Genomic DNA, 21,147 nt, shown 5'->3' with positions numbered 1-21,147 from the left:
TTGGAAAGCTGTTGGTCCGCTGATACTTTCGTTCTAGCCATGCACGCCCCAAACTGGCAGCGGAAAAGCGTCGTGCTCGACTCCGTCCAGCACACGGCCTGCTCGCTTCTTTCCGAGCCGAGTGACGTTTCGTGCGTCTTGCGTAACTCGGTGCTCGTCGTCGCCGTCGTGGAAGGCACCTGATATCGAAATCCAGCCGCCCGCGCGAGCGCCATCGCGCTGTTCATGCGACGAATCTGGCAGGGGACGCCACTCACCCCATTGCTTGAACAAGAATGGCGTACGCGCGGCCGCACACTGATCGCGCAACGAACGGATCCAGTCGGGATGCGTTGGCCGCGCCCTGGGCCCGCTTTCGCCCCCTGCGATGACCCAGTCGATGAAGTCGTGGCGGTCGGGGTCGTGGATTGGATCCTCGGCATGGCCCGCGCATGTTCCGCAGTAGCCCCGCTCCATCCCGGCACCTTGCCTAAAACCTGTGGCGCAATGGAAGGCGCCGGGCACCAACCAGTCACTGATATCGACGGCGCCGAGCAACGGCTCCATGCTGAGAAACTTCACGCGCGCCGGCGTCTCGAGCAATTTCGGGATGTCGCGCTCGGCCTCGGCCTGGTTGACTATCGTGGCGCCGAGCCAAACGTTGGCGGGCAGCTTCCGCTCATGTAGGCGCTCCAGCTCTGGCCGGCGCTCGGCCGCTTCCTTAATCATGGGCAACACATTGCCGATGCGCTTAGTCAGGACCAGCCAATCGAGCTTGGGTGTCTTGGCGATCAGGTCGAACAATTCAGCGCGCCATGCGGGATCGACCGCGTTATCGAAAACGTCAGCGAGTGACGCGCAGAACACGCGCTGGCGCCGGCCGTGGACCGCGAAAAACGCATCGTGCCGATCATTCCATTTGATCGGGTCCTTCCATGTGCTCGGCGCGGTCCGATGCCGCGCTTTGCTCGCACCCCACGCGACTTTCATCGCCCGTGCCGGCGTACTCACGGCCGCGTAGCAATGATCGCAGCCCGGGGAAACGCGCGTGCAGCCGATCCAGGGGTTAAATGTATGGTCCGTCCATTCAATTCGACTGTTTTCGCTCATGAGAATCGTCCACTTACCGGTTGTTCGAGGAATGATTGCCCATTGCGACCGCCATCCTGGTAGCCCAAGGACTAAGGCGAACGATTCGCAGCAATCGCCGCATCGCCCGCCCATGGCGCGCATCCCAAGAGAGCTTCGAAGGACTGTGGATCGAAAATTCGCCGACGGCATAAATCGATCCGCGGCGACGCGCATTGCCAATACCCAAAGTCCAGAGCGCGTCGAATCGCCACACACCGTCGTGGCGCCGCTCGATGCGGGCGCGAGCGACCCCGGCGCCGCTGTCGTGGCCCAAAGGCGGTCCATCAAACTCGAATAGCGCCATTTCGTCCCCGACGGGCATCCGCAGCAGGTCCGTCAGCGCGTCGGCCGGCAGCCGCATGCGACGCAGCCACCGGCCCGCGTCGCAGACGACCACGGGGCACGGCGGTTCGGCTTGATGCCGTTCGCAAGAACTGGTTTGGGGATAAGTCATCTGTAGGGTCCTCAGCGCGCTACGTGACGTTAGTGCGACCGCACACGGCTAACCGCGATTTGATGTGGCCTGCGCCAGAGCTGGACGTCCTCTTGCGTCAGCAGGAGCGACACATTGCCGTCGGCAGCGACCTGCGCGGCTCGCCGAACGTGTTCGCACCACGCTTCGACAACGAAGTCGCGGGCGCGCCGGCGCATCCCTGTCCCGAGCGCGACGACGAAGTACGTGAGCGCGAACAGCGCGCCAAACTGCCAAAACAGGCGCCAGCCGCTCTGTAGCGTGGCTTCGGATGCGCAAAACACGGCGTGCAGCGTATGGCCGGAGCCGAGCGGGTCGCCCTGGACGGCCAGCACGATCAGCACCAATTCGATCGCGAGCCCCGCTGCCATGCTGATGGCCACCAGTCTGACGAAGGTGCCGAACTCGCTAATCGCCGTTCGCATTCCGAGCCACCATTGGCGATTCAGGCGTCGTTCGATATCCGCAACGGCCTGCTCGCGGATCGTCGCGACGGCGATACCGTTTAGATGAACTCGCCAGGTGGTTGCGGCCGTTACCTTCGGCTCGGCGCTCTTGGGGCTCGTTCGCGGCGAGCGCAAGTGCTTCCAAAGAACATTCGCCATTGCGGCAACGACCAGGACAAGCATCAGTGCAGCGAATCGCATATCGTTCATAGTTGTTTGCTCCTTCAAACAAAAATGGCGTATTTGTCGTTAGATCCCGAGCGCGTGCGAGAGGTGGCCGACCATCCAAATGAATGCCGCGCCGGCGCAAAACGCGATGACCGCCTGTGCGGCGAGCGAGCCGAGCGCCGAGCGCGCCGCGGCAACGGGCGAGCGTGGGGCGATCGCGCGATCACCGGACTCCACGGCGAGCCGCAAGCGCGCCAGCTCCTCGGCCACCTGCGCGGCCGCGCCTCGGCGCGCCTGGTCGGCGGCCTTGGCGGCCACCTCGCCGACAAAGGCCTGTCGTGCCTGTGCCACGAGCTTGGTGAGCCGGGCGTTTTCTTCTCGCAGCGCTTGCACCGTGGCCGTGAGCCTCTGGTCGGTGGACTCCATCAGCATGACCACGTGGTGCTGCGCATCCACCACCTTCATCTGCTCGATCAGGATCTCGGCAAGCACGGCCAACTCGTTCGACGCCGGCATCGAGGCGAGCACTTGGGCAAGGCGCTCCGAGGCCTTGCCAGCGCGATCCGGTTGGGGCACCACCTCGCTCATGCGCAAACCCCAGCCATGAGCGCGTTGAACGCCTGATCGAGCACCGGCTCGATCGACAGCGCCTTGCGCTTAAGTCCAACCAGCCTCACAAGCCGATCCTTCTCCGATTCGCTCGTCGCGGCCGCCAGCTGCGCCTTGTAGTCGATCCCGTCGTTCGCGATGTCGTGAATCGTGCGGCCGGCCGCTGCCGCGAGCGCGAATGCGTCGTTTTTCGGCACCAGCGCGCCCTCGTTCAACATGAAGGTGCCCTTGCGCTCATGCAGATCGAACAGCTGCCCGAATTGGCGGCGCAACGTCACTTCGCGCGCCTCGCTTTTCACGAGCTCGACCTTGTTGAGCAAGACGCGGATACGCTCGGGCTCGACGCCCAGATCGGCCAACATGTTGATCGTCTTGATCGTGTCCTTCATCTGCTTGCTCTCCGGCTCGACCGGTACGACGAAGCACGCGTAATCCTCGTGCGAGCCCTCGGACAAATCGAGCCGATTCAAATATTCCTCGACGTTCGATGCGCCGATATCGACTAACAGGCTGCGCCCGCGCATCAGCTCCGCATGGAGTTCGTCAAAGCGCGCGGCGATCATCACTTCGACCTTGGGGCCGGCCGAGTCGTCGGTATTGATCGACTCGATTTGGCGCACCGACATATGCGCAAGCCGCGGCGCAAGCAACTCGCGCGTCGCGGTGGTCTTGCCGACGTTGCCGGAGCAGTTCGCGATGGCAATGCTCAATTCGCTGGCAGTGCTCATTTCATCTTTCCTTGCGTAAGTAGAAAAGGTGCCGCTTACATCATGTTCGGCATCGGACCGCGCGCCTGCTGTTGCTCGGCTTGAGGGACATTGGCGGGACTCGCCTTGGGCGCGGCCTTCGGGGCGGTCCACGCGGCGTGCAGTTCGGCGGCACGCTTATCGATCTCGGCCGCGCCTGCGTCGCGGCTTATCTCGCCCCGAGAGATGCGCGCTTCGATCTCCGTGCCCGCCTGGATCCGCGCGTCGAACCGGTTGAGCAATTCGGTGCGCATGCGCGCGGGCACCTTTTCGATCGCTTTGGTAAGCTGCTCGCGCATCTGCTCGACGGTCAACCCGCCTCGCTCGGGCTTGGCCGCGACGGGTTCTGGCTGCGCTGATGCGCCCCGCTTGACTTCCCAGGTGTTGCGCAGCGTCTCCTTCGACTGCGTACCAATCACCCTGCCGTTGGCGTTGCGTACTGGCTCGTCAACCGTGACGGGCCTCTCGCCGAGGTTTTTGAGCGAAATCGTGTCGCCGGCCTTCGCGCCAGATTCGGCGATTGCCCGCCTCAGATCGACACCCCAGACCGTCTGCTCATCGCCTGCCTCGTTTCGGTACCGCACGAAATACGAACGCGAAGCGTCGGACTTGTGCAGATACCGTGCGCTTCCGTGCTCGAGCAGCACGCCCGACAAAGCCTCGGACTCCTCGGGCTTGGCGGGTTTCGCCCCGTCCGTTTGCGGCTTGGCGGACTTTGGATCGGTCGTCGAATCGAGCTTTTCATCGGGTTTTTGATCGTCCGACGGCTCGGGCGATTTGCCCGCCTTGATCGTCAGCGCCGCGCGCTCTCGCTTGGCCATCTCAAGCAGCGCCTCGTCGCTCTCCTTCGGTTTGAAGCCCTTGAAGCGGCTCATGTCGACTCCGCTAAGCGACGCCTCAATCCACGCATTGCGCCGGAACGTCTCGTCGCCGCGCACAACGATGGCATCCCAGTTCTTCGCCTCGGCGATCGCCAGCATGTCTGCGATCGTGGAGCGATCGTTTTGCTGGGTTTTCAGACGCGCCCCGACGTCCTCGAAGTGCGGTCGCATCGTCGGCGTCGCGTCGGGCTTGGCTTCCTTGCCGTCGAGCTTCCAGAACCGCCCTTCCTTGACCATGTAGCGCGAGGCGACTTGCGCGGGCACCTCGTAGCCGTCCTTTTTCACGATCGGCTTACGCGATGCGGGATCGACACCGATCTGGTTCTCGCCAGCATCTGTCGTATCTCCCGCGTCACCTGTTTCCCGCTTCTTCTCATCGGCGGGCTTGCCCTGCTCGCGCAGGAGCGCTTCGGCCGCTTTGCGCTCGTTTTCCCGCACCTTGCTTAGGCGCTTCAAATCCTCTTCGGACACCGGGTCGGGCCGTCCGCGAGTCTGCTCGTTGGCCGCATGCTTGGCATCCGCTTCGTTTTGCGCCGGCGCGTCGCTGTAGCGCACGGACGAGCCGGACGAGCCATCGAGCAAGGGCGTGTCACTCGGATCATTGGCCGCCCGCCCAGGCTCGGCGACCCGTTCGTTGGCTGCGCCAGTTTTCACGGTCGACTCATCGACGTTGCGGGTGACGCCGGACGCAGCGTCCTCGGTCAGTCCGCGGCTACGCATCGCATCGTCGATGACCGGTGCCTCGCCGACGTCGGCAAACGTCACCTCGGCGTCAGCCTGGATGGCCGGTTCGTCGTCGTCCGTCTTGGCCTGTGGTTGCGCAGGCTCCATCGACGGGAGGTCGGCCGAAAGCGTATTGCCTCCGTCGACATCTTCTTGCTTCGGTGCCGCCCGCTTCGCCTCTTCGGCGTCGAGCGCATCGGCGACGTCCGCGAACGTCACGGCGCCAGCCTCGGGATCAGGATCGACGTGGCGATGGTGAAGCGGCGGCGCGATCGACGCCGGATCGCTCGACTGCGGATCGAATTGCGCATCGTCCAACGGTGCCGGATTTCCCGGATCGGCCTCAGGCAGGCGCTCGCCCACCTGCGTCGGCTCCAGCTGCTCCTCGCGCAGCTTGTTCAGGGCCTCGGCGGCCAGCAGCGGCAGTTGCTCGGCCGCAAACCCCGTGCGCGTGCGAATCTGTTCGCCGATCGCGCGATCGCCGTCGGCCGGGTCGCCTGACTTTCGCCATGCCTCTCGGTGGATCGTCTCCAGTCGCTGGTCAAGCACAAGCGTGCGGTTCACTTCTTCGCCACGCAGTGTCGAACTCGTCGCAATCGATTGGATCGTTTCGCGATATCGGCGGCCAAGCGCCGCATCGTCGATATTGTCTTGCGCGTCCTTGGCCGGAGCCTGCTGCACGTCGTCACCGGGCGTGCTCGGCGCGTATAGGTGTTGCCGCTGCGCGAAGAACTGGTGCCGCGCTTGCGCAACCGCCTCACGGATGCCGTCGATCGCGTCGAACGCACGCCCCTCTTTTAGGAAGCGGTCCCTGGCCGCCAATGCCGCGTTCTCTTCGACAGAACGCACTGTGTCGCGCACAGACTCTCGCGCCTTGTCGAGCGATTGACCCGTCAAGCTGCTAATACGCACGGCCTCACGCTCGTAATCAGCCTCACTTCCGAGCAGCGTCCGCGGCTCGGCGACACGTGAAGTTTGACCTCGACTCGCGGCCGCTACTGTCGGCTGTCGAGCTTGCGGATCTTGCTTCGGCATCCACCGTGCGAACGGGGAGAGGTCAGCGCCACCGGGGACGTACCACCTCTTCGAGCGACGATCGAACTTCGCACCGGCCTCATGTGCGGCATCTTTTTCCTTGAAGGGTACGTCCAGGTAAGTCCGCTTGCGATTGGGCTTGCTTTCGTCAGCCATGCAATTCCTCCATTAGTCCCTTGGTCTATCAATCAGATCGTCGCCGACGCCTCGGCCGGGTCGATCTGGGAATCGGCAACGGCTTGCGCCCCTACCGAGTTGAAATCGAGTCGAATGCCGGCAAGCATTTCGCGCACGTCCTCGCGCATCGCCATACCCAATTCCGCGAGGTCGGCTTCCAGCCCTGAGAGCGCCATGTCGGTCGCCAGCGGCCCGGGTGTGCGCGCATCGAGCGAGAGCAGTTCGGCCGCGGTCAGGCGCTTTGCACCCGCCTGCCGTGCCAGCCGAATCTCGCCGGCGGCTTTTGCGGAGAGCACCGCGTGATACGCCTCGGGGTTGTGCGTGGGAATGCCCGTCGCCCGCAGCTCGCCGGCCCGCCAGGCGGCCTTGATTTCGTCTTCCGTCGGCAAGCGCTTGTCGACCGCGGCCAGGATGGGACTGACCGAGCGCATCCGGTCGATGAAGAGGTCGTCCTCGAAGTAGATCGCCTTGTCGCACAGGATTGGGCGCTTAAAGCCCAAGACGATCTCCTGGCGACGGTCCATGCGCTTCAGTTCCTGGTCAAACATCAGCGCACGTCCCTGATCCGACGTGCTCGTGCCGGTCGACGTATTGCGGCCATGGTTCCGGCTGCGCGAGGTTGCCTTTTCTGTGAAGGTGCCCAGCGTCTCGGACAGCTCCTTGGCGTCTTGCTGATTGCGGGGCGGATAGGCGACGAGCACCGCATGGTTGGTGACCAGCGTTCGCGCTCCGGCCGGACCGTAAAGCTCGTTCGGCTCCATCTGCGCCTTCGATTGCAAAATCGTCAGCAGGCGCAGCCAGAACCCCGCAATGAAGGCGTTGCCCTTATCCAATACCTCAAGTCGGCCGACCGCCACGAACTCGTCGAGCACGCCGAGGCACTGATATCGAATCGTGGCATCCTCGCCCGGCAGCGCATCGAGGTTGTCCTCGATCCATTGCGTGAAAAACAAGTTGGCGAGTAGGCTGGCGACCGCGAGTTCGCGTACCGGCATCACCACGTAAATCGACATCAAGTCGCGACGCACCCGGTCGAGCTCGAAGTCACACGCGCTCGTCGCCTGATCGACGATCGGATTGCTGAATAAGGGGTCATTTGACGAAAGGGGCGACAAAGTACGCCAAGACAATGACCGTTGTCGATATGGCCTGAAGCCAACTATTTCATTGCGCTGTTCCATTTCCAGTTGTCGCTGGTTCTGTCAGGCCTGCGATTGGAGCGGGTTAGATTTAGGTTGTACGTTTAGATACTGATTGAGGTCTGTGCCGTATTTACCGACGTCGACGCACCGGCCGAACACCGGGTCGAAATAACGGTTGGTGCGGGCACCTGTTGTCCAGGATTTGTGGAGGTATCCGGTGCGGCACCTGACCTCATGAGGTTGGATGTACGTTGACGGAGACCTGAAAGCACGCCTTGTACGGGGCTTTTTGTCGGACCGATAATGGCGACATTGGATGACGCAGCTTTGCCGTCCGAATGGTCGGCGGACAAGTCACGTATTTTTTTAGACTGATCTTGTCCGTCATTTCTGTGTTCGTGCGATGGATATAGAGGTCAATCCCGTCGTCCAGAGCGGCATCGCTGATCATGCAGTCCTCGATCAGTCCGATTTCCGCTTCAGTTCAGGGGTTGATTTAAGAACGCCTTGTTTTTTATCTGTTTCCCTGCTTGTTCTCATTGATACGAGCGCGTTTGACAATCTCGAGCACCGTATTCTTGCTGATGGCGAGTTGCCGCCCGATCTCACGATAGGAGTGACCTGCGGCAACGAGCGCGAGAACTTTCGGCGCGAGCCTGTCGGCCTTGACACGCTGTCCGGACTGCCGGCCAAATACCATCCCACGCGCGCGGGCTGCTGCAATCCCGGAACGCACGCGCTCACGCAGCAGGTCCCGCTCGAACTCAGCCAGTGCAGCCATCATTGTGGCGATCAGTTTGCCTTGCGGCGTACCGAGATCGAACTGCAGTCCGGTCTGGGCGATGAGCGACACGCCCCACGATTGCAGGTCATTCAACGTGTGGAACAGATCGAGCGTCGAGCGGCCCCAGCGCGTCAGTTCGGTCACGAGGATCACGTCGATTTCACCCGACTGGGCCAGAGCCAGTACAGCCTTGCGATGGGCGCGATCGTCCTTCGTACCGGAAGCGGTTTCTTTCCATACGCCGGCGATGATATACCTGCGGCGTTTCGCGAACGCCCGCAGATCGGCTTCCTGCCGTGCGCAGCTCTGATCGGCTGTCGACACCCGGCAATACAGCGCCGCCTTCTGTCCCAATTGAAGCTTCTTCACGAAACACCCCGCAAAGCCGCATGGTACCGTGGCACAATGTTGGTCCATTTAAAGTGTACTTCAACAGGGACAGTCATGCCCCGACGTGAATCACTTTCTGCTGTGCAGCGCGAGGCGCTGGTCGCGCTCGCGACCGGACCTGAGGAAATCGCCCTTCACTACAGGCTCGACGAAAGCGACCTCGCGCTCATCCGGCAGCGTCGCGGCGCACACAACCGGCTCGGCTTTGCGATACAGCTTTGCTATCTGCGCTACCCGGGCATCCAGCTGACGCCCGACGCGGAGCCGCCGACGGTGCTTCTGGAATATATTGGCCAGCAGTTGCGCGTCAAGCCTTCGGTCTGGAGCGAGTACGCCAAGCGCGACGAGACACGCCGTGAGCACGCGCTCGAACTGCAGCAGGCTTTCGGCTACCGATCCTTCACCGTTGCCGACTATCGGCATGTGCGCGCGTGGTTGACCGAACTTGCGCTGCAGACGAACAGCGCAGTCATGCTGTCGCAACAGCTCGTCGACGAACTGCGCCGGCAGCGGATTCTGTTGCCGACCTCGCGCATGATTGACCGGTTATGCGTCGAAGCGCTCGCACGCGGTACGCGTCTGTTCTACCAGCGCCTGACGAACGGACTGGACGATGGTCATCGTGAGCGGCTGGACCGTGTGTTGACGCCACGGGCTGAAACACGCACCATCGTGCTGACCTGGCTGCGCCAGCCATCGGGCGAAGCAAAGGCGGCGAAGATCATTCAGCACCTCGACCGCCTCGATCTCATTCGCGAGATCGGCCTGCCACCGGAGCTGGGCCGCACGGCCCATCAGAACCGACTCAGCCAACTGGCACGTGAAGGCGCGCAGATGAGCATCCAGCACCTTCGCGATCTGGAGCAAACACGTCGTTACGCCACGCTGGTCGCCTTGCTGCTTGACACGCAGGCCACGGTGATCGACCAGACTCTGGATATGAACGATCGGTTTATTGGTAAGCTCTTCAGTGACGCGAAACGCAAGCACGCCGAGACTTTCCACAACCAGGGCAAGGCGGTCAACCAGAAAGTCCGCTTGTATTCGCGGGTAGGGCGCGCACTGATTGATGCCCGAAAGACCGGGGCCGATCCGTTCAAGGCAATTGAGGCCGTCGTGCCGTGGGAAACTTTCACGCAAAGTGTTGTGGAAGCGGATCAGTTGATTCAGCCCGAGTCATTCGATCATCTGCATCTGATCGCATCCGGCCACAATCAGCTCAGGCGCTATGCGCCCCGCTTGCTGGACGCTTTCGCTTTCGGGGCTGCTCCGGTGGCGCAGCCGGTGCTCGACGCGATCGACACGCTCAAGGCGATGAACCAGCATAACGCGCGGCCGGTGCCGAAAGATGCACCGACCGGCTTCATCAAGCCTCGATGGGAACAGCATGTTCTGACCGACGAGGGTGTCGATCGCCGCTTTTACGAACTGTGTGCGATGTCCGAGCTGAAAAATGCGCTTCGCTCGGGGGACGTGTGGGTTCCCGGTTCGAGGCAGTTCAAGGACTTCGAGGAATATCTGCTGCCACCCGCACGCTTCGCGGAGTTGCGCGATACCGGAGCCCTGCCCCTGTCCATCGATACGGACGGCGAACGCTACTTGCGCGAGCGTCTGGGGCTGCTCAAGGAGAAGCTGGCCGAGCTCAACCGGCGCGCGGCCGCCGGCGAGCTGCCGGATGCTGAAATCGCTGATGAATTGTTAAAGATCAAGCCGCTTGCCAAAAGCGTCCCCGAGGAAGCCGAGTCGCTTGAAGAAGATCTGTTCGGCCTCATTGCGCCTGTCAAGGTCACGGAACTGCTGATGGAAGTCGACCAGTGGACGAACTTCACGCAGCACTTCACGCACCTGCGAACTGGCGCGGCCTCGAAAGACCGCGCGATGCTGATGACGGTCATTCTCTCCGATGCGATCAATCTCGGGTTGACGAAAATGGCCGTGGCCTGTCCTGGATCGACCTTCAGCAAGCTCGACACCATGCGTGCATGGCACGTGCGCGATGAAACGTATTCCAAAGGGCTTGCCGAACTGGTGAACTATCAGCATCGACTGCCGTTCGCCCAGCACTGGGGGGCCGGTACAACCTCGTCGTCGGACGGTCAGTACTACCCGGTCGGTGGCCTCGGCGAACACACCGGCCAGGTCAATATGCGGTACGGCTCGCAACCCGGTATCACGCTCTACACCCACATCTCCGACAGGTACGCGCCGTTTCATGCCAAGCCAATCACAACGACCATCCGGGACTCGACGCATGTGCTCGACGGCTTGCTGTATCACGAGTCGGAGCTACGCATCGAGGAACACTATACCGACACCAACGGATTCACCGATCATGTCTTCGCGCTGTGTCCCGCAGTGGGCTACCGTTTTGCGCCGCGCATTCGCGACCTTAAGGAAAAGAAGCTTTATGTGCCGGACGATCCGAAGCTTTATCCGGCGCTGAAAAATTTCCTTGGCGACAAACCCATCAACACAAAGATCATCCAGCCTCAGTGGTCCGAGTGGCTGCGGCTGGCAACCTCGATCAAGCAGGGCACCGTAACTGCCTCGCTGATGCTCCGCAAGCTGGCGAGCTACCCACGGCAAAACGGCCTTGCACTTGCGATGCGTGAAATCGGCCGCATCGAGCGGACGCTGTTCCTGATCGACTGGCTGCTCGATCCGGAACTTCGCCAGCGCGTTACCGCCGGACTAAACAAGGGCGAGGCTCGAAATAGCCTGGCGCGTGCGGTCTGTTTCAATCGGCTCGGCCAGATCCGCGATCGCACTTTCGAACTGCAACGTCATCGCGCGAGCGGCCTGAATCTCGTTGTCGCCGCGATCATGTTGTGGAATACCGTCTATCTCGAGCGTGCCGTCACGGCCCGTCGTGCACAGGGATATCAGGTCGACGAGGCGCTGCTCAAGCATGTTGCGCCGGTTCACTGGAATCACGTCATCCTGACCGGCGACTACAACTGGAGGCAGAACCGCCGCGTCGAGAAAGGCGGCTTCAGGCCATTTAGGGCTCCGTCATTGCCCTAACGTACTTTGTTGTCGTCCCTTTCGTCAAACGCCCCCAAGCGGGGCGGCTTCGCGTACCGCAGACGTTTTGCGCGGGGGGGAAGAAGTGCGCCTGCGGGAAGCTGACACTGGAGGCAGTAACACCTTCTTTGTGATCGAGACTCATGCAACCCATCGGAAATAATCCATACAGCTCATCACGGCGCTCTGATCAGAGCCCCCCCCGTTCGGGGCCGCACGCAGGCCACCCAACGCCACGTTTATACCCCCCCCCCGGCGCTGGGAGGGGAAGGGGGCTCCCTTATCACCCCTCACTGGCTCCACGGGATGCCCCGCCGCACTCTACATCGCAAGGGTCGTTTCATCCGCAAGGTACGCATGGGCTCGCATTGGGCGGGCCTTACCACCAGCCGGTACTGCCGCTGCCGCCGACAGGCTATTCTGGCTATCCGCCCCCGCGGGGCCTATCTAACGACCCAGTCGACCGATTCCAATCGAGGTCGGTGCCACCGCCGCGAGTGCACCGTGGTGGCGCGTCGCTCGCACCGCCGCTGCCTCTTCGCCCCACATCACCCCCCACATCACCCCAACACGGCTACGGGCCGCGAAGTCCGGGTGGCCGGGGCAGTCCGGGTGGCCGGGGCACTTCGTTGAACTGGCGCCGTGGGCCTGAGCACGTGGGAGGGCCGGGCCGTTATCCGACACCATTCTTGCCGCCCGCGCACTCAGCCATGATGTATTCGTCGCGGACCATGGCGGCCGGGCCGTCTTCGCTTGAGGGGCCTTCCATGCACCTTATGGCGAACAGCGCACAGCTGCCGCAAACAAGCGCTTTCGCTTCTGCGCAAGAACGGGAGCGCCCACGATTTGCTACGTCCTATAAGGTTCGGGAGAACAAGCTAAGTCGAATCGGGCGCTCTCGATATGAGTCAAAGAAGCGCAGCGAAGGAAAAGTACCTCGAGCTATCCCGAGGACAGGTTACTTTGACGCATTTCCGGGCGGGGGTGATAATTATAGCCACACCGACGCGCACTCCCATAATTTGAAAGTCGGGGATGTATTCAACTCGATCGGATACTCGTTGTCTCCACCCGCCTCGACCGGCACGAGTGAATTAAACAAACTTTGCTTTACCGACGACATGTCATCTTGCATTGCTGCCGCCATTGGCGGTATGAGTCCAGATAGAAAAAACGCGAAGATCAGGGTATTTCATTTCATGGCCGGTAACGCAAACGAGTCCGCTCGCGTAGTGGAAGACCATCTCGGTGCATTAAGGTCACAAGGATTGACGAGTGTAACCGCAGCATTGCACGGAGGGTCGTGGAGTGGAAGCGATGCAGATTCCGAGTCCGGGCCGATTCTCAGCAACGAATTGGCTCAACGCCTGCGTTCGACGTTCCGCAGGCAAGGCGTTAACGTCGTGCTTGACGAAGCCTGTGATCGACGCACGAGGGAGACGCCGTTGGGCGCGGTGATCGTGCCGGGCGCAAGAGATGGCGAAGTTCAAGTAAAGTTCGTCACGCATATAACTTCTGATCATCTTCCAGACGACGACGTTCTACGGTTATATGAAGAGGAAGATGAAGACTGAGCGCGGCGCGGTCAGTCCGAATCGAAGAATTACATAGCCGGCTACCCAAGCCGTTTAACGGCTTCCCTCAACACTTGGTCACGCGTCGCTCGGCACGACATCGATCTACGTGTCGCCCGAACAGGCGCGCTTGCGCCGTGAAGCGAAGTGCCTCGCGCGGCTAAAGCAGCGCTGACGCAGCCGATGGCGAGGTCCAAAGTTGCGTTACACATGGAGGGGACATGGGGCGCCAAGCGATTATGGTGCCTCATTTTATCGAGCAACATGTATGACCCCAATCACTGAAACCAATCCGTGTGCTGAGCGTGACGGCGTGAGCCGCCCGAGGGGTCTACCGGCAGGTCGGCACGACCAGCGCAGTGCTCGATGAAGCCCGGACTCAAAAACCATGAGCATCCACGCAGCAGGTTGGGCAATCATCGGTTCTGTCGGCACTGCTCTTGCGAGCATTGCCGGAAATATCTATCTGGCCCGGAAGAGCCGAAGTCAAGTAATCGAACAAGCGACCAAGTCTTTTCAGCAAGCCGCCGCGTCTCTCGACGTGCAGCGCACATCTACAGCACGCACGGCGGTGCCGCATTCATCGCCGACAAGCGCCAGAAATGGATAGACGATCTTCGGGGTGACGTGTCGCTCTACGTCGCCCTAACGTACTTTGTCGCCCCTTTCGTCAAACGCACCGAATAAGCGCAGCCCGGCATTGAAGGTCGCAACGATGTTGAGCATCGTCTCGTCGGGCGAGGCCAGCACGCGCGAGAGCGCGCCCAGGCAATCGCCCGAGAGTGGCACGCCCTGATGCGGCTCGTGCTGCATCAATTCCGTCAGGTGCTCGCGCACTTTCTTGTCGGGCGTCGTAGCGAGCCGCAACACCTGGCCGAAGGTGCAGTCACCGGTCATTTCCATCAGGTACAACGCGAGACCCATGAACAGGTCGCTGGCCTGTTCGTAGAAGAACTTGTTTCGGTTGTCGGTGGTGTGATAAAGCCGGGCCGCAATCGCTTGCAGGCGGCCCACCCGGACGAATGCCGGACTTCTCGCGATCTTGTAAAGCGGGTTCCAGCGATGGGTGAACCCCTTCTGATCGAACGGTGCCCATCGAAAGACCTTCTGGCCGCACGACTGGCGGTAGCGAGAAGTCAGGTCGAAGTTCTCGCCTTTGACGTCGAGCACGACCACCGAATCGGAAAACGTGAGGAGATTCGGGATGACGATCCCCACGCCCTTGAACGATCGGGTCTCCGCGGCGACCATCACGAATTCCGTTCCGCGGAAGGTCAGGTACTTGCCCTTGTACTTGCCGACGATGATTGTGGGATCTCGGTAGTCATCCTTTCGGCGCGTGCGACCCTGCGCTTCGTCGAGTAGCCCGTAGCTGCGGATCTCATAGCTGTAGGCAAAGCGCGCATCGCCGTGCAGATCCCGCTTAGGCTTGGCCAGTACCGCTGCGATGACGGCGACGAGCGGGACAAGCGGGACGAGCACCGACACTGCCGTGGCCATCTCCAAAGAACGCTTGACCCCCTTTACGTCGCCGAATGCGCGCCAATAGTCACGCAGCGTCCACAGGCCGATTGCAGAATCGGGCAGCTTCTCGAGCTTCGCAAAGAGCATCGCGCCGCCGAATTGACCGGCCACAGCCAGCGCCGTCAGCACAACGAGCGCCAGCAGGGTCGCCGCGACGACACGATCCAGCAGCGACGCCGTTTTCAACAGCACGGCGCTCGCACACGTGCCCCACAGCGCACATAAAACGGCAACCAAGCCAATTACGGCGATGATCTCAGCCGGATCGGTCATCGCGTCCAGGTGAAAAAGACGCATAGCACCGTACACCGCCGGGCCTGATAGGAGGCTCAGCAAGCCCGCAACGAGCAAACGCTTTTTCATGGCGCCGCCCCCCGCACGCCCTTGCTGGCCGCCAAAACCGCGGCCAGCGTGTCGTGCCACTCCGAAGCGCAAAAATCGAAGCCCGACCGCTGACCAACTTCCCCGGCCCGAAAAATCTCCTCCGCCCACGAGCACAGCGTTTGGAAATCCCGCTCCAACCGGCTACGCCGGAACCGGCGGCTGCGGCACTCGAGCAAAAACACGAATTCGCCGGCATCGTCGAACTGCGCAGTGACGGCCCAGTAGTAGTGCAGATATCGATTGGCGGCGCACCAGTCGCGGTGAACCGCCGCGGCGAGCCGCCGCGCGTAGCGGCCGTCCGCTTCGAACATGACGAACGGCGTCTGCAACGCGGCAAGCAGCGGCCACCGGTGGCCGGCGCAGCTAGATCGCGTTTGAACGACGCCACGAACATTCATCGCATTGACTAGGTTCCGAATCGGCGCGTCGACGGCGCCGAGCCGGGCGGCCTCTTCATGTGCCCTGACACGGCCTCTTACCGTGCCACTTTGTGCATCACGCATCGAAGCGCCCTCCTTCGCGTGGCAAATCAAAGATGTTCAGTCGCTCGATGCCCTCGCGGGCCACGCCTGCATCCGCATGGCGGATCGCTGTTTCGAGTAGCACCACGGCTCGGCGCTCGCCTTCCATGATTTCCGGAGCGACAGCGTTGGGAGCCAAGTCGGGATCGACCGGCGGCACCAGGCAAGTAAGCTGCTGAAGAAACTGATTCGGGCTGGCGGCTAGCAGCGCGACATGCAGCTCGCGCCGCGCGCTCGCGTATTCGACGTGCGTCCTCGCAGCGAGCCGCGTTGCGCTCACAATCGTGATCCGTGCGCGTTGCTGCGGGCTCGCATGTCGCGCTGCGTCGGCGGCAGCGATCGGCTCGAGCACCCGGCGAATCTGAGCGATGTCCGCCGCGAACGCTGGATCCGTCGCTCGAGCCAGGCGCCAACCAACGACGTGACGATCGACGAGTTGCCACATTCGTTCGTCGACGATGCGGGAGCCGACTTTGGTGCGCACGTCGACCACGCCGCGCGCAACAAGCTGGCTCACCGCTTCCCGCAGCAACGTGCGACTAACGCCTAACTCCTGCGCCAGCCTCTCTTGGGGAGGTAACGCGCCGCTCGCGTCGCATAATGCGGGGATCCGCTCAGCCAGTCGGTCCGCCATTGCGTTCGATGGGCGGCCGCTCATGCCAGCCCCCGCAGCAGCTTCCACTTCGTCACGGGATCGAAGTAGATCTCCTTGAGCATCTTGTTTTCCATGTACAGCACGACGTCGATCGTGGTCTTCACCTCACGCATGAGGTGGTCCCAGGTCAACGTTTGTCCGACCGGGCTTTGCTTCACAAGCGTGGCGATGCGCGCGAGCGAAGCGATCGCGTCGTTTGCGTGAACGGTCGTGATACCACCCTGATGCCCCGTGTTCAGCAGCGTCAAGTAGTCCCATGTCTCATCACCGCGCAGTTCAGCGAGCAATACGCGGTCGAACTTCATCCGCAGCGTCGCTTTTACGATGCGCCGTGCCGGGATCGACTCGCTGTAGAACAGATGGACGTGGTTCGGGTGGTACGGCAGTGGCAGCTCGTGCGTATCCTCGATCGTCGCGAGGCGCGTGTGCACCGGAATCAGGTCAGCCAGCGCCTTCGTGAGTGTGGTCTTGCCAGAGCCAGTTCCGCCGACGAGCACGATGTTCAGGCGATTGAGGATCGCGAGCGTCAGAAAGCGCTCGATGTCGCGCTGCGCCAGCGCATCGAGCATCTCCAGCTCGAACGAGCGCAATGTGACGGCCGCTGGCGCCGCAAGCGCTCGCGCCGGATTGAATACCGGTGTCGCGCTGCACACATGGACATCCTCCGGCTCGAAGCGCTCGCGCGCGAGATCGACGTCGCGCTCCGACACGTCGCGGAAATCGCTCAGAAAGTGCCCAGCGACCAGCTCCGACACTTTGAAGCGGCTGCTGCTCGGCACGCGGATGGTCAGCGACACCGTCCCCGGCTCGCACGCGGGCGGGATCACAATTTGACCGCGTTCCCCGTCCGGAAGACGCACGGGCTTTTCCGGCTCGGCCGCCGACAGGGGCGGTTTCGCCTTGTTGTAGATCGCGAGCGCCGGCGCAAACTGATTGAGCGCCTCGAGCGACACGTTCGGCAATTCGTGCCTTTGCCAGCCCTCGCGCGTCTCCGTCCACCCTTCATACGGACGGTTGATCGCGAACTCGGTAACGCCTGGGCGATTAAGCCACTCGCCAATGCCAAGCGTGTTCAGGTGGCTTCGCACCGTCACGCTGTCGTCGTATCTCATATCCATGGACACTCTCTTCCGGTATGGTGGGCGATGAGTTCGGGCGTGGTTACGGCTTGGCCAGCTCGTACACGTCGGAGAAATCGATGTCACGTGCAACGAAGATCGTCGTCATCGAGCCGTACTTCGAGTAGGCGGTCGGCGGGACGTTGATCGTGTTGCGCAGCGTCTCCGCGGCGACCTGTTCGCCGGCGCTCGAAGTGTTGTTGAACTGGATTTGATTGCTGCCGCCGCCCGAGTTGGAGGCCATGCTCGACAAGGCTTGGCCGGCGTCACTGATGAGGCTGACCATGATGGCGCCGCCAAAGCGCGTCCAGAAATGCGTGTCGACGTAAGCGGGAAGGCCGCTGCCCCCAAGGGCGTCCGCCGCAGGCGAGTCCAGCTGCACGACCACGCCATCGGGCGTCGTAAGGCGCGTCCAAATGACGAAGATCCGCGCTTGTCCCTGCATCAAGGCCTGGCGCTGTTCGCCGACCACTTCCGAGCCGCGCTCGATCAGCAGGACCTTGCCGTCCACTGAATAGACATCCTTCGCCACGTGACAGGTCGTCATCCCTGGGTAGTCGGTCACGATCTTGGCCCCCTGCACGCAGGGAATCGTGGTGCCCGCAATGAGCAAGAAGTCCCGGTTCGGCATCAAACCTGCCTTGACCGCTTCGAGCTTCGACGGCCGCAGCTTGGAATCCAATCCGTCTTTGGCGAACTCCGTGCGCGGCACGCGGGCGCCGGGTGTGCCTCCTCCTTCGGCGCCTTTCTGATCGTCGAACTTGAGCACGACATCGCCGTCGAGCTTGCGCTGTGCGGGCGTCTGAACGGAAACGGCCGAGCCCCCGGCTGCCGCGCCAGTCCCGGATGCCCCGGTGGCCTGAGCCGCGCTTGCCGCATTCGCATGCGCCGGTGTTGCCAGAGCAGCGTTAGCCGCAGACGCGGCCGACGCCGCGGCTGCCTCCTCGGCTTGCTGCTTTTCGATCTTGGCCTTATCTCGCGCGAAATCGTGCCGCTCGTCGGACGGCTTGTCCTTTGCTGCCTCCGCCCTCGCAGCTTCCGATTCGGCATGGTGCTGAGCCGTCCAACGCTTAATCGCGACGCCTACCGCGACGGTGCCGAACAGCAACACGAGCACGATCGCGATCACGATAGGCAGGATCCGAAACGGGCTCTTGCGCTTGGAGCGCCCAACGCCCGGCACACCACGCTCGCCTATGCCTGCCGGTTCCACCGGCGTCTGGGTCGGTTGCGCCTGAATCTCGTTGACGTCGTTACTCACCGCCGTCCTCCTTGCGCTTCACGAGCCGCGCCGTGCCGGGAATCGTCGTGCCCGACGGATTGAGCCGGCCGTCGGGTCGATAAGCGTTGTTGCGAATCCCGAGCACCGCATCGCCTACGCGCAGGTTGAAGCGCCTGGCTGTGTCATGAACAACGAGCACCGGACCGCGCATGTCATCGGGATTCACCAGCGCTTCGGTGCCGTCATCCAGCACTCGGTAGATTTGCGGCAGGTCCCGGCTGGTGTTGAACTCGAAATAGGTGAACCGGCCGTCGTCCCACAGCGAAGTAGGCGCAAGAGAGGTGTCGCCGTGCATGTCGTAGTCGTGATTCCGAGGTTCCGCGGCGTTGCCTGTTCCCTCGAGCAGCGCCCGCGCTTCGGCCGAGCGCGCCGATACTGCCGCATCGGCCTTTGCGCGCGTGTCGGGGTAATCGAACGTCAGAGACCAGATCGCCTGTTCATGCTTGGCAACCGGAACCAACTTGAGCACGTAGCGCCGCTTGTTCGTGAGCAAAATCAAATTGGTGGACGCCTTCGGCGCTTTGGGCTTGAAGAAAAACCCGTTTCCGGCCGGGCCCACAGTCCACGCCTTGCCATCGCCCATGCCGGTGCCGTCGAGCTTTTCACCTTTCTCGAACGCGATGACCGTGGCCTCGCCCGGCCGGTACGTGATTTGATAGCTCTCGGTCTGGTCGTACACCGCGCAGGCGATATGCGGATCGGTGCCGCATGGCCCCGGCACAACCTGCGCGGCAGCTGGCAATGCCAGCGCGAGCAGCGCGACCGCGATCGACGAGGCTGGGGGCAACTTCCTGAATCGACCGTTCATCGGCTGGCCCCTCCCGCCCGCGCCGGCGTTTGCGCCGGCGCCGACTCGGGGGAAGTCACCGCCGAGGGCGTGGGCGTGACACCATCGGTCACGCCGCTGCGCGTCCAGTCGCGATCGACCGAATAACTGGTGACGCGAAAGCCCGTTGGATTGAGCACCTGTTCATTGCTCTTGGTTGGCAGATCGCCCATCTCGTAGGTGATCGTGGCGATCCAATATTCGGCCTTAGGCGGCGCCTGTGCCGATCTGCCCTGCGACGCGAGCGAAATGATCTGCTTCGAGAAGAACACTTGCGCCGTCGAACCAACGAAGTTGATTGCGCCCGGCTTGACCACCACGCGGAACTTGTCCGTCAGCACGTTTTGCGGCGAATTCTTGCGATCGTAAAGCGATGCGTAAAGCGTCTGCTCCCTAGGCGAATTCATCAACGACACTGTGTCGTAGTCGTCTTGGATCGTGTACCAGTCATAGCTCTCGCGTAGCTTCACGTAATTGCGCAGCGCATTGCGAACCTCGAGTTCCCCGAAAGTGACGGTCCCGCTGTGCGCAACATCGATTACCTGCACGTCGCCGGTTGCCGTGTTGTCCTTGATAATCACCGGTGGAAGCGGTTTCTTTAGTTGTACTAAACACGCAGAACCAAGAATTGAAACGAGCGCGACAAACATGGCGCCACCCGCGACACGCCAAGCAATCTTCGTTGTTCTTTCCTGAAGCTGCTGCTTGGACTTTTCGAACGCCAACGCTTGCTTGAAATACGTGCGCGCCATTTCGCGCGGATCGGCCTCTGCAAGTTTGCCTGCGATGTGTTGCAGCGCGGCCGCGAAATTGCCATCACTCACCACAACCGGGGCGGACCCGCTTGGGGCGACGGCGGATTTTTTCTTGAGCCAGTTCATTGCGTGCTCCCCTGTGGCGCGCCATGGTTGACCGGCATCCATGGCCCGCTCGGCTGTGTCGCCTTTGGCGCCGACGAGCACGCTGCGAGCAGCGCAACGCTGCAAAGCACGACCAGAAATTTCATTGCCATCTCCTATTCGCCTGGATAGCCGGTTCGCTCCCGACGGCGAGCGAACCGGAACCCCGCTTACTTCCCTTTTGCGTACTCGGCACCATCCATGACAAGGTGGCCGGAAGATTTATCGATGGTGAGCGCGAAGGGCGCGCCGACCATCAGCACGAGCTTTCCGTCGACGTACGTGCCGGATACGCGCTCCGTTTTCAACACATCCTTTTCGCTCTCAGCGTTCAGATTCGGCACCTTGCTTGCAACATAGAAGTCGTCGCCGTCTCCGTTCCGGGTGATCGTCATTTCTGGCGAACCGTTGCCGCTCAGCTTTCTCCAGCTACCGACAAACTCCTCTCCTGACTTCCTTCCGCATCCAAATTGCGTGAGTGCAACCGCGACTGCCAAGACCAACATCACGAACCGAATTGCTCTCATTAACTGCCTCTTTTGAATTCCGAGTGGGTGATGTTAGCGGGTCAAGGGCGGGCGTAAGCCCGGCGCAGCGAACCCTTGAGGCGCTCTGAATCGACAAGCTGAGGTATGGCTGGTTGCGGCAGAATGCGGC

At 61.9% G+C, this 21,147-nt stretch carries 18 protein-coding genes; 2 read left to right on the top strand and 16 right to left on the bottom strand.

All coding sequences use genetic code 11. The annotated features are described in order from the left end of the window. Positions 1–33: 33 nt before the first annotated feature. The 8 genes from GWC77_RS23125 to GWC77_RS23090 all read right to left on the bottom strand — a co-directional run bounded on the left by GWC77_RS23125 (position 34) and on the right by GWC77_RS23090 (position 8,662). A complete protein-coding gene (locus GWC77_RS23125; RefSeq protein WP_173260701.1) occupies positions 34–1,089 on the bottom strand; it encodes a DUF5131 family protein in 1,056 nt (351 codons plus the stop codon). A gap of 504 nt (positions 1,090–1,593) precedes the next feature. Then, complete coding sequence (locus GWC77_RS23120) at positions 1,594–2,238, bottom strand: hypothetical protein (RefSeq protein WP_217283378.1); 645 nt, start codon at positions 2,236–2,238, stop codon at positions 1,594–1,596. A 39-nt stretch (positions 2,239–2,277) separates the two neighbouring features. Next, entirely contained in the window at positions 2,278–2,784 is a 507-nt protein-coding gene (locus GWC77_RS23115; RefSeq protein ID WP_173260679.1) for a hypothetical protein, read from the bottom strand. Further along, positions 2,781–3,533 carry a StbB family protein gene (stbB, locus tag GWC77_RS23110; protein ID WP_254367106.1) on the bottom strand — a complete coding sequence of 251 codons (753 nt, stop codon included), beginning with the start codon at positions 3,531–3,533 and terminating at the stop codon, positions 2,781–2,783. The genes GWC77_RS23115 and stbB overlap by 4 nt, the downstream gene beginning before the upstream one ends. 35 nt (positions 3,534–3,568) lie before the next feature. Further along, on the bottom strand, positions 3,569–6,346 hold the full coding sequence (locus GWC77_RS23105) for a DUF5710 domain-containing protein (protein WP_173260677.1): 2,778 nt from the start codon (positions 6,344–6,346) through the stop codon (positions 3,569–3,571). A 32-nt stretch (positions 6,347–6,378) separates the two neighbouring features. Further along, the gene (locus GWC77_RS23100; RefSeq protein WP_254367105.1) at positions 6,379–7,548 is read right to left on the bottom strand and encodes a type IV secretory system conjugative DNA transfer family protein; all 1,170 of its coding nucleotides are present in this window, start codon (positions 7,546–7,548) and stop codon (positions 6,379–6,381) included. Between the two features lie 193 nt (positions 7,549–7,741). Further along, entirely contained in the window at positions 7,742–7,960 is a 219-nt protein-coding gene (locus GWC77_RS23095) for a hypothetical protein (RefSeq protein WP_173260675.1), read from the bottom strand. A 63-nt stretch (positions 7,961–8,023) separates the two neighbouring features. Further along, on the bottom strand, positions 8,024–8,662 hold the full coding sequence (locus GWC77_RS23090) for a recombinase family protein (RefSeq protein WP_367949084.1): 639 nt from the start codon (positions 8,660–8,662) through the stop codon (positions 8,024–8,026). A gap of 75 nt (positions 8,663–8,737) precedes the next feature. Between GWC77_RS23090 and GWC77_RS23085 the strand changes: the two genes are divergently transcribed. Together GWC77_RS23085 and GWC77_RS23080 are read left to right on the top strand one after the other, a co-directional pair. Then, the gene (locus GWC77_RS23085; protein ID WP_173260693.1) at positions 8,738–11,707 is read left to right on the top strand and encodes a Tn3 family transposase; all 2,970 of its coding nucleotides are present in this window, start codon (positions 8,738–8,740) and stop codon (positions 11,705–11,707) included. A gap of 1,061 nt (positions 11,708–12,768) precedes the next feature. After that, positions 12,769–13,281, top strand: a complete 513-nt coding sequence (locus tag GWC77_RS23080; RefSeq protein ID WP_173260673.1) for a hypothetical protein — start codon at positions 12,769–12,771, stop codon at positions 13,279–13,281. Positions 13,282–13,926: 645 nt separating this feature from the next. On the opposite strand, the gene GWC77_RS23075 is transcribed toward GWC77_RS23080, so the two are convergent. The 8 genes from GWC77_RS23075 to GWC77_RS23040 form a co-directional block, all read right to left on the bottom strand. Beyond that, the gene (locus tag GWC77_RS23075) at positions 13,927–15,168 is read right to left on the bottom strand and encodes a type IV secretory system conjugative DNA transfer family protein (protein ID WP_254367104.1); all 1,242 of its coding nucleotides are present in this window, start codon (positions 15,166–15,168) and stop codon (positions 13,927–13,929) included. Beyond that, positions 15,165–15,692: a hypothetical protein gene (locus tag GWC77_RS23070; protein WP_173260671.1), complete on the bottom strand. Its 528-nt coding sequence runs from the start codon at positions 15,690–15,692 to the stop codon at positions 15,165–15,167. Before GWC77_RS23070 ends, GWC77_RS23075 begins: the two co-directional genes overlap by 4 nt. Next, positions 15,685–16,344, bottom strand: coding sequence for a FadR/GntR family transcriptional regulator (locus GWC77_RS23065; protein ID WP_254367110.1), 660 nt, complete (start codon positions 16,342–16,344; stop codon positions 15,685–15,687). Before GWC77_RS23065 ends, GWC77_RS23070 begins: the two co-directional genes overlap by 8 nt. 20 nt (positions 16,345–16,364) lie before the next feature. Further along, positions 16,365–17,483, bottom strand: a complete 1,119-nt coding sequence (locus GWC77_RS23060) for an ATPase, T2SS/T4P/T4SS family (protein ID WP_173260667.1) — start codon at positions 17,481–17,483, stop codon at positions 16,365–16,367. 43 nt (positions 17,484–17,526) lie between these two features. Beyond that, the gene (gene virB10 / locus GWC77_RS30335; RefSeq protein WP_367949083.1) at positions 17,527–18,744 is read right to left on the bottom strand and encodes a type IV secretion system protein VirB10; all 1,218 of its coding nucleotides are present in this window, start codon (positions 18,742–18,744) and stop codon (positions 17,527–17,529) included. Further along, positions 18,737–19,573 carry a TrbG/VirB9 family P-type conjugative transfer protein gene (locus GWC77_RS23050; RefSeq protein WP_173260665.1) on the bottom strand — a complete coding sequence of 279 codons (837 nt, stop codon included), beginning with the start codon at positions 19,571–19,573 and terminating at the stop codon, positions 18,737–18,739. The genes virB10 and GWC77_RS23050 overlap by 8 nt, the downstream gene beginning before the upstream one ends. Continuing rightward, entirely contained in the window at positions 19,570–20,553 is a 984-nt protein-coding gene (locus GWC77_RS23045; RefSeq protein ID WP_173260663.1) for a type IV secretion system protein, read from the bottom strand. The genes GWC77_RS23050 and GWC77_RS23045 overlap by 4 nt, the downstream gene beginning before the upstream one ends. A gap of 107 nt (positions 20,554–20,660) precedes the next feature. Next, on the bottom strand, positions 20,661–21,017 hold the full coding sequence (locus GWC77_RS23040; RefSeq protein WP_173260661.1) for a hypothetical protein: 357 nt from the start codon (positions 21,015–21,017) through the stop codon (positions 20,661–20,663). Between the last annotated feature and the right edge of the window lie 130 nt (positions 21,018–21,147).

The sequence above is a fragment of the Paraburkholderia sp. NMBU_R16 genome (assembly GCF_013282575.1).
In the GTDB taxonomy this organism is placed as follows: Bacteria; Pseudomonadota; Gammaproteobacteria; order Burkholderiales; family Burkholderiaceae; genus Trinickia.
Note: the sequence above shows the minus strand (reverse complement) of the source record. Positions and strands in the feature narration are given on the sequence as shown.

Excerpts from the sequence above, each read along its gene's own strand:
- GWC77_RS23125 (WP_173260701.1), bottom strand. The coding sequence starts at position 1,089 with ATGAGCGAAAACAGTCGAATTGAATGGACGGACCATACATTTAACCCC.
- GWC77_RS23120 (WP_217283378.1), bottom strand. The coding sequence starts at position 2,238 with ATGAACGATATGCGATTCGCTGCACTGATGCTTGTCCTGGTCGTTGCC.
- GWC77_RS23115 (WP_173260679.1), bottom strand. The coding sequence starts at position 2,784 with ATGAGCGAGGTGGTGCCCCAACCGGATCGCGCTGGCAAGGCCTCGGAG.
- stbB (WP_254367106.1), bottom strand. The coding sequence starts at position 3,533 with ATGAGCACTGCCAGCGAATTGAGCATTGCCATCGCGAACTGCTCCGGC.
- GWC77_RS23105 (WP_173260677.1), bottom strand. The coding sequence starts at position 6,346 with ATGGCTGACGAAAGCAAGCCCAATCGCAAGCGGACTTACCTGGACGTA.
- GWC77_RS23100 (WP_254367105.1), bottom strand. The coding sequence starts at position 7,548 with ATGGAACAGCGCAATGAAATAGTTGGCTTCAGGCCATATCGACAACGG.
- GWC77_RS23095 (WP_173260675.1), bottom strand. The coding sequence starts at position 7,960 with ATGATCAGCGATGCCGCTCTGGACGACGGGATTGACCTCTATATCCAT.
- GWC77_RS23085 (WP_173260693.1), top strand. The coding sequence starts at position 8,738 with ATGCCCCGACGTGAATCACTTTCTGCTGTGCAGCGCGAGGCGCTGGTC.
- GWC77_RS23075 (WP_254367104.1), bottom strand. The coding sequence starts at position 15,168 with ATGAAAAAGCGTTTGCTCGTTGCGGGCTTGCTGAGCCTCCTATCAGGC.
- GWC77_RS23070 (WP_173260671.1), bottom strand. The coding sequence starts at position 15,692 with ATGCGTGATGCACAAAGTGGCACGGTAAGAGGCCGTGTCAGGGCACAT.
- GWC77_RS23065 (WP_254367110.1), bottom strand. The coding sequence starts at position 16,344 with ATGGCGGACCGACTGGCTGAGCGGATCCCCGCATTATGCGACGCGAGC.
- GWC77_RS23060 (WP_173260667.1), bottom strand. The coding sequence starts at position 17,483 with ATGGATATGAGATACGACGACAGCGTGACGGTGCGAAGCCACCTGAAC.
- GWC77_RS23050 (WP_173260665.1), bottom strand. The coding sequence starts at position 19,573 with ATGAACGGTCGATTCAGGAAGTTGCCCCCAGCCTCGTCGATCGCGGTC.
- GWC77_RS23040 (WP_173260661.1), bottom strand. The coding sequence starts at position 21,017 with ATGAGAGCAATTCGGTTCGTGATGTTGGTCTTGGCAGTCGCGGTTGCA.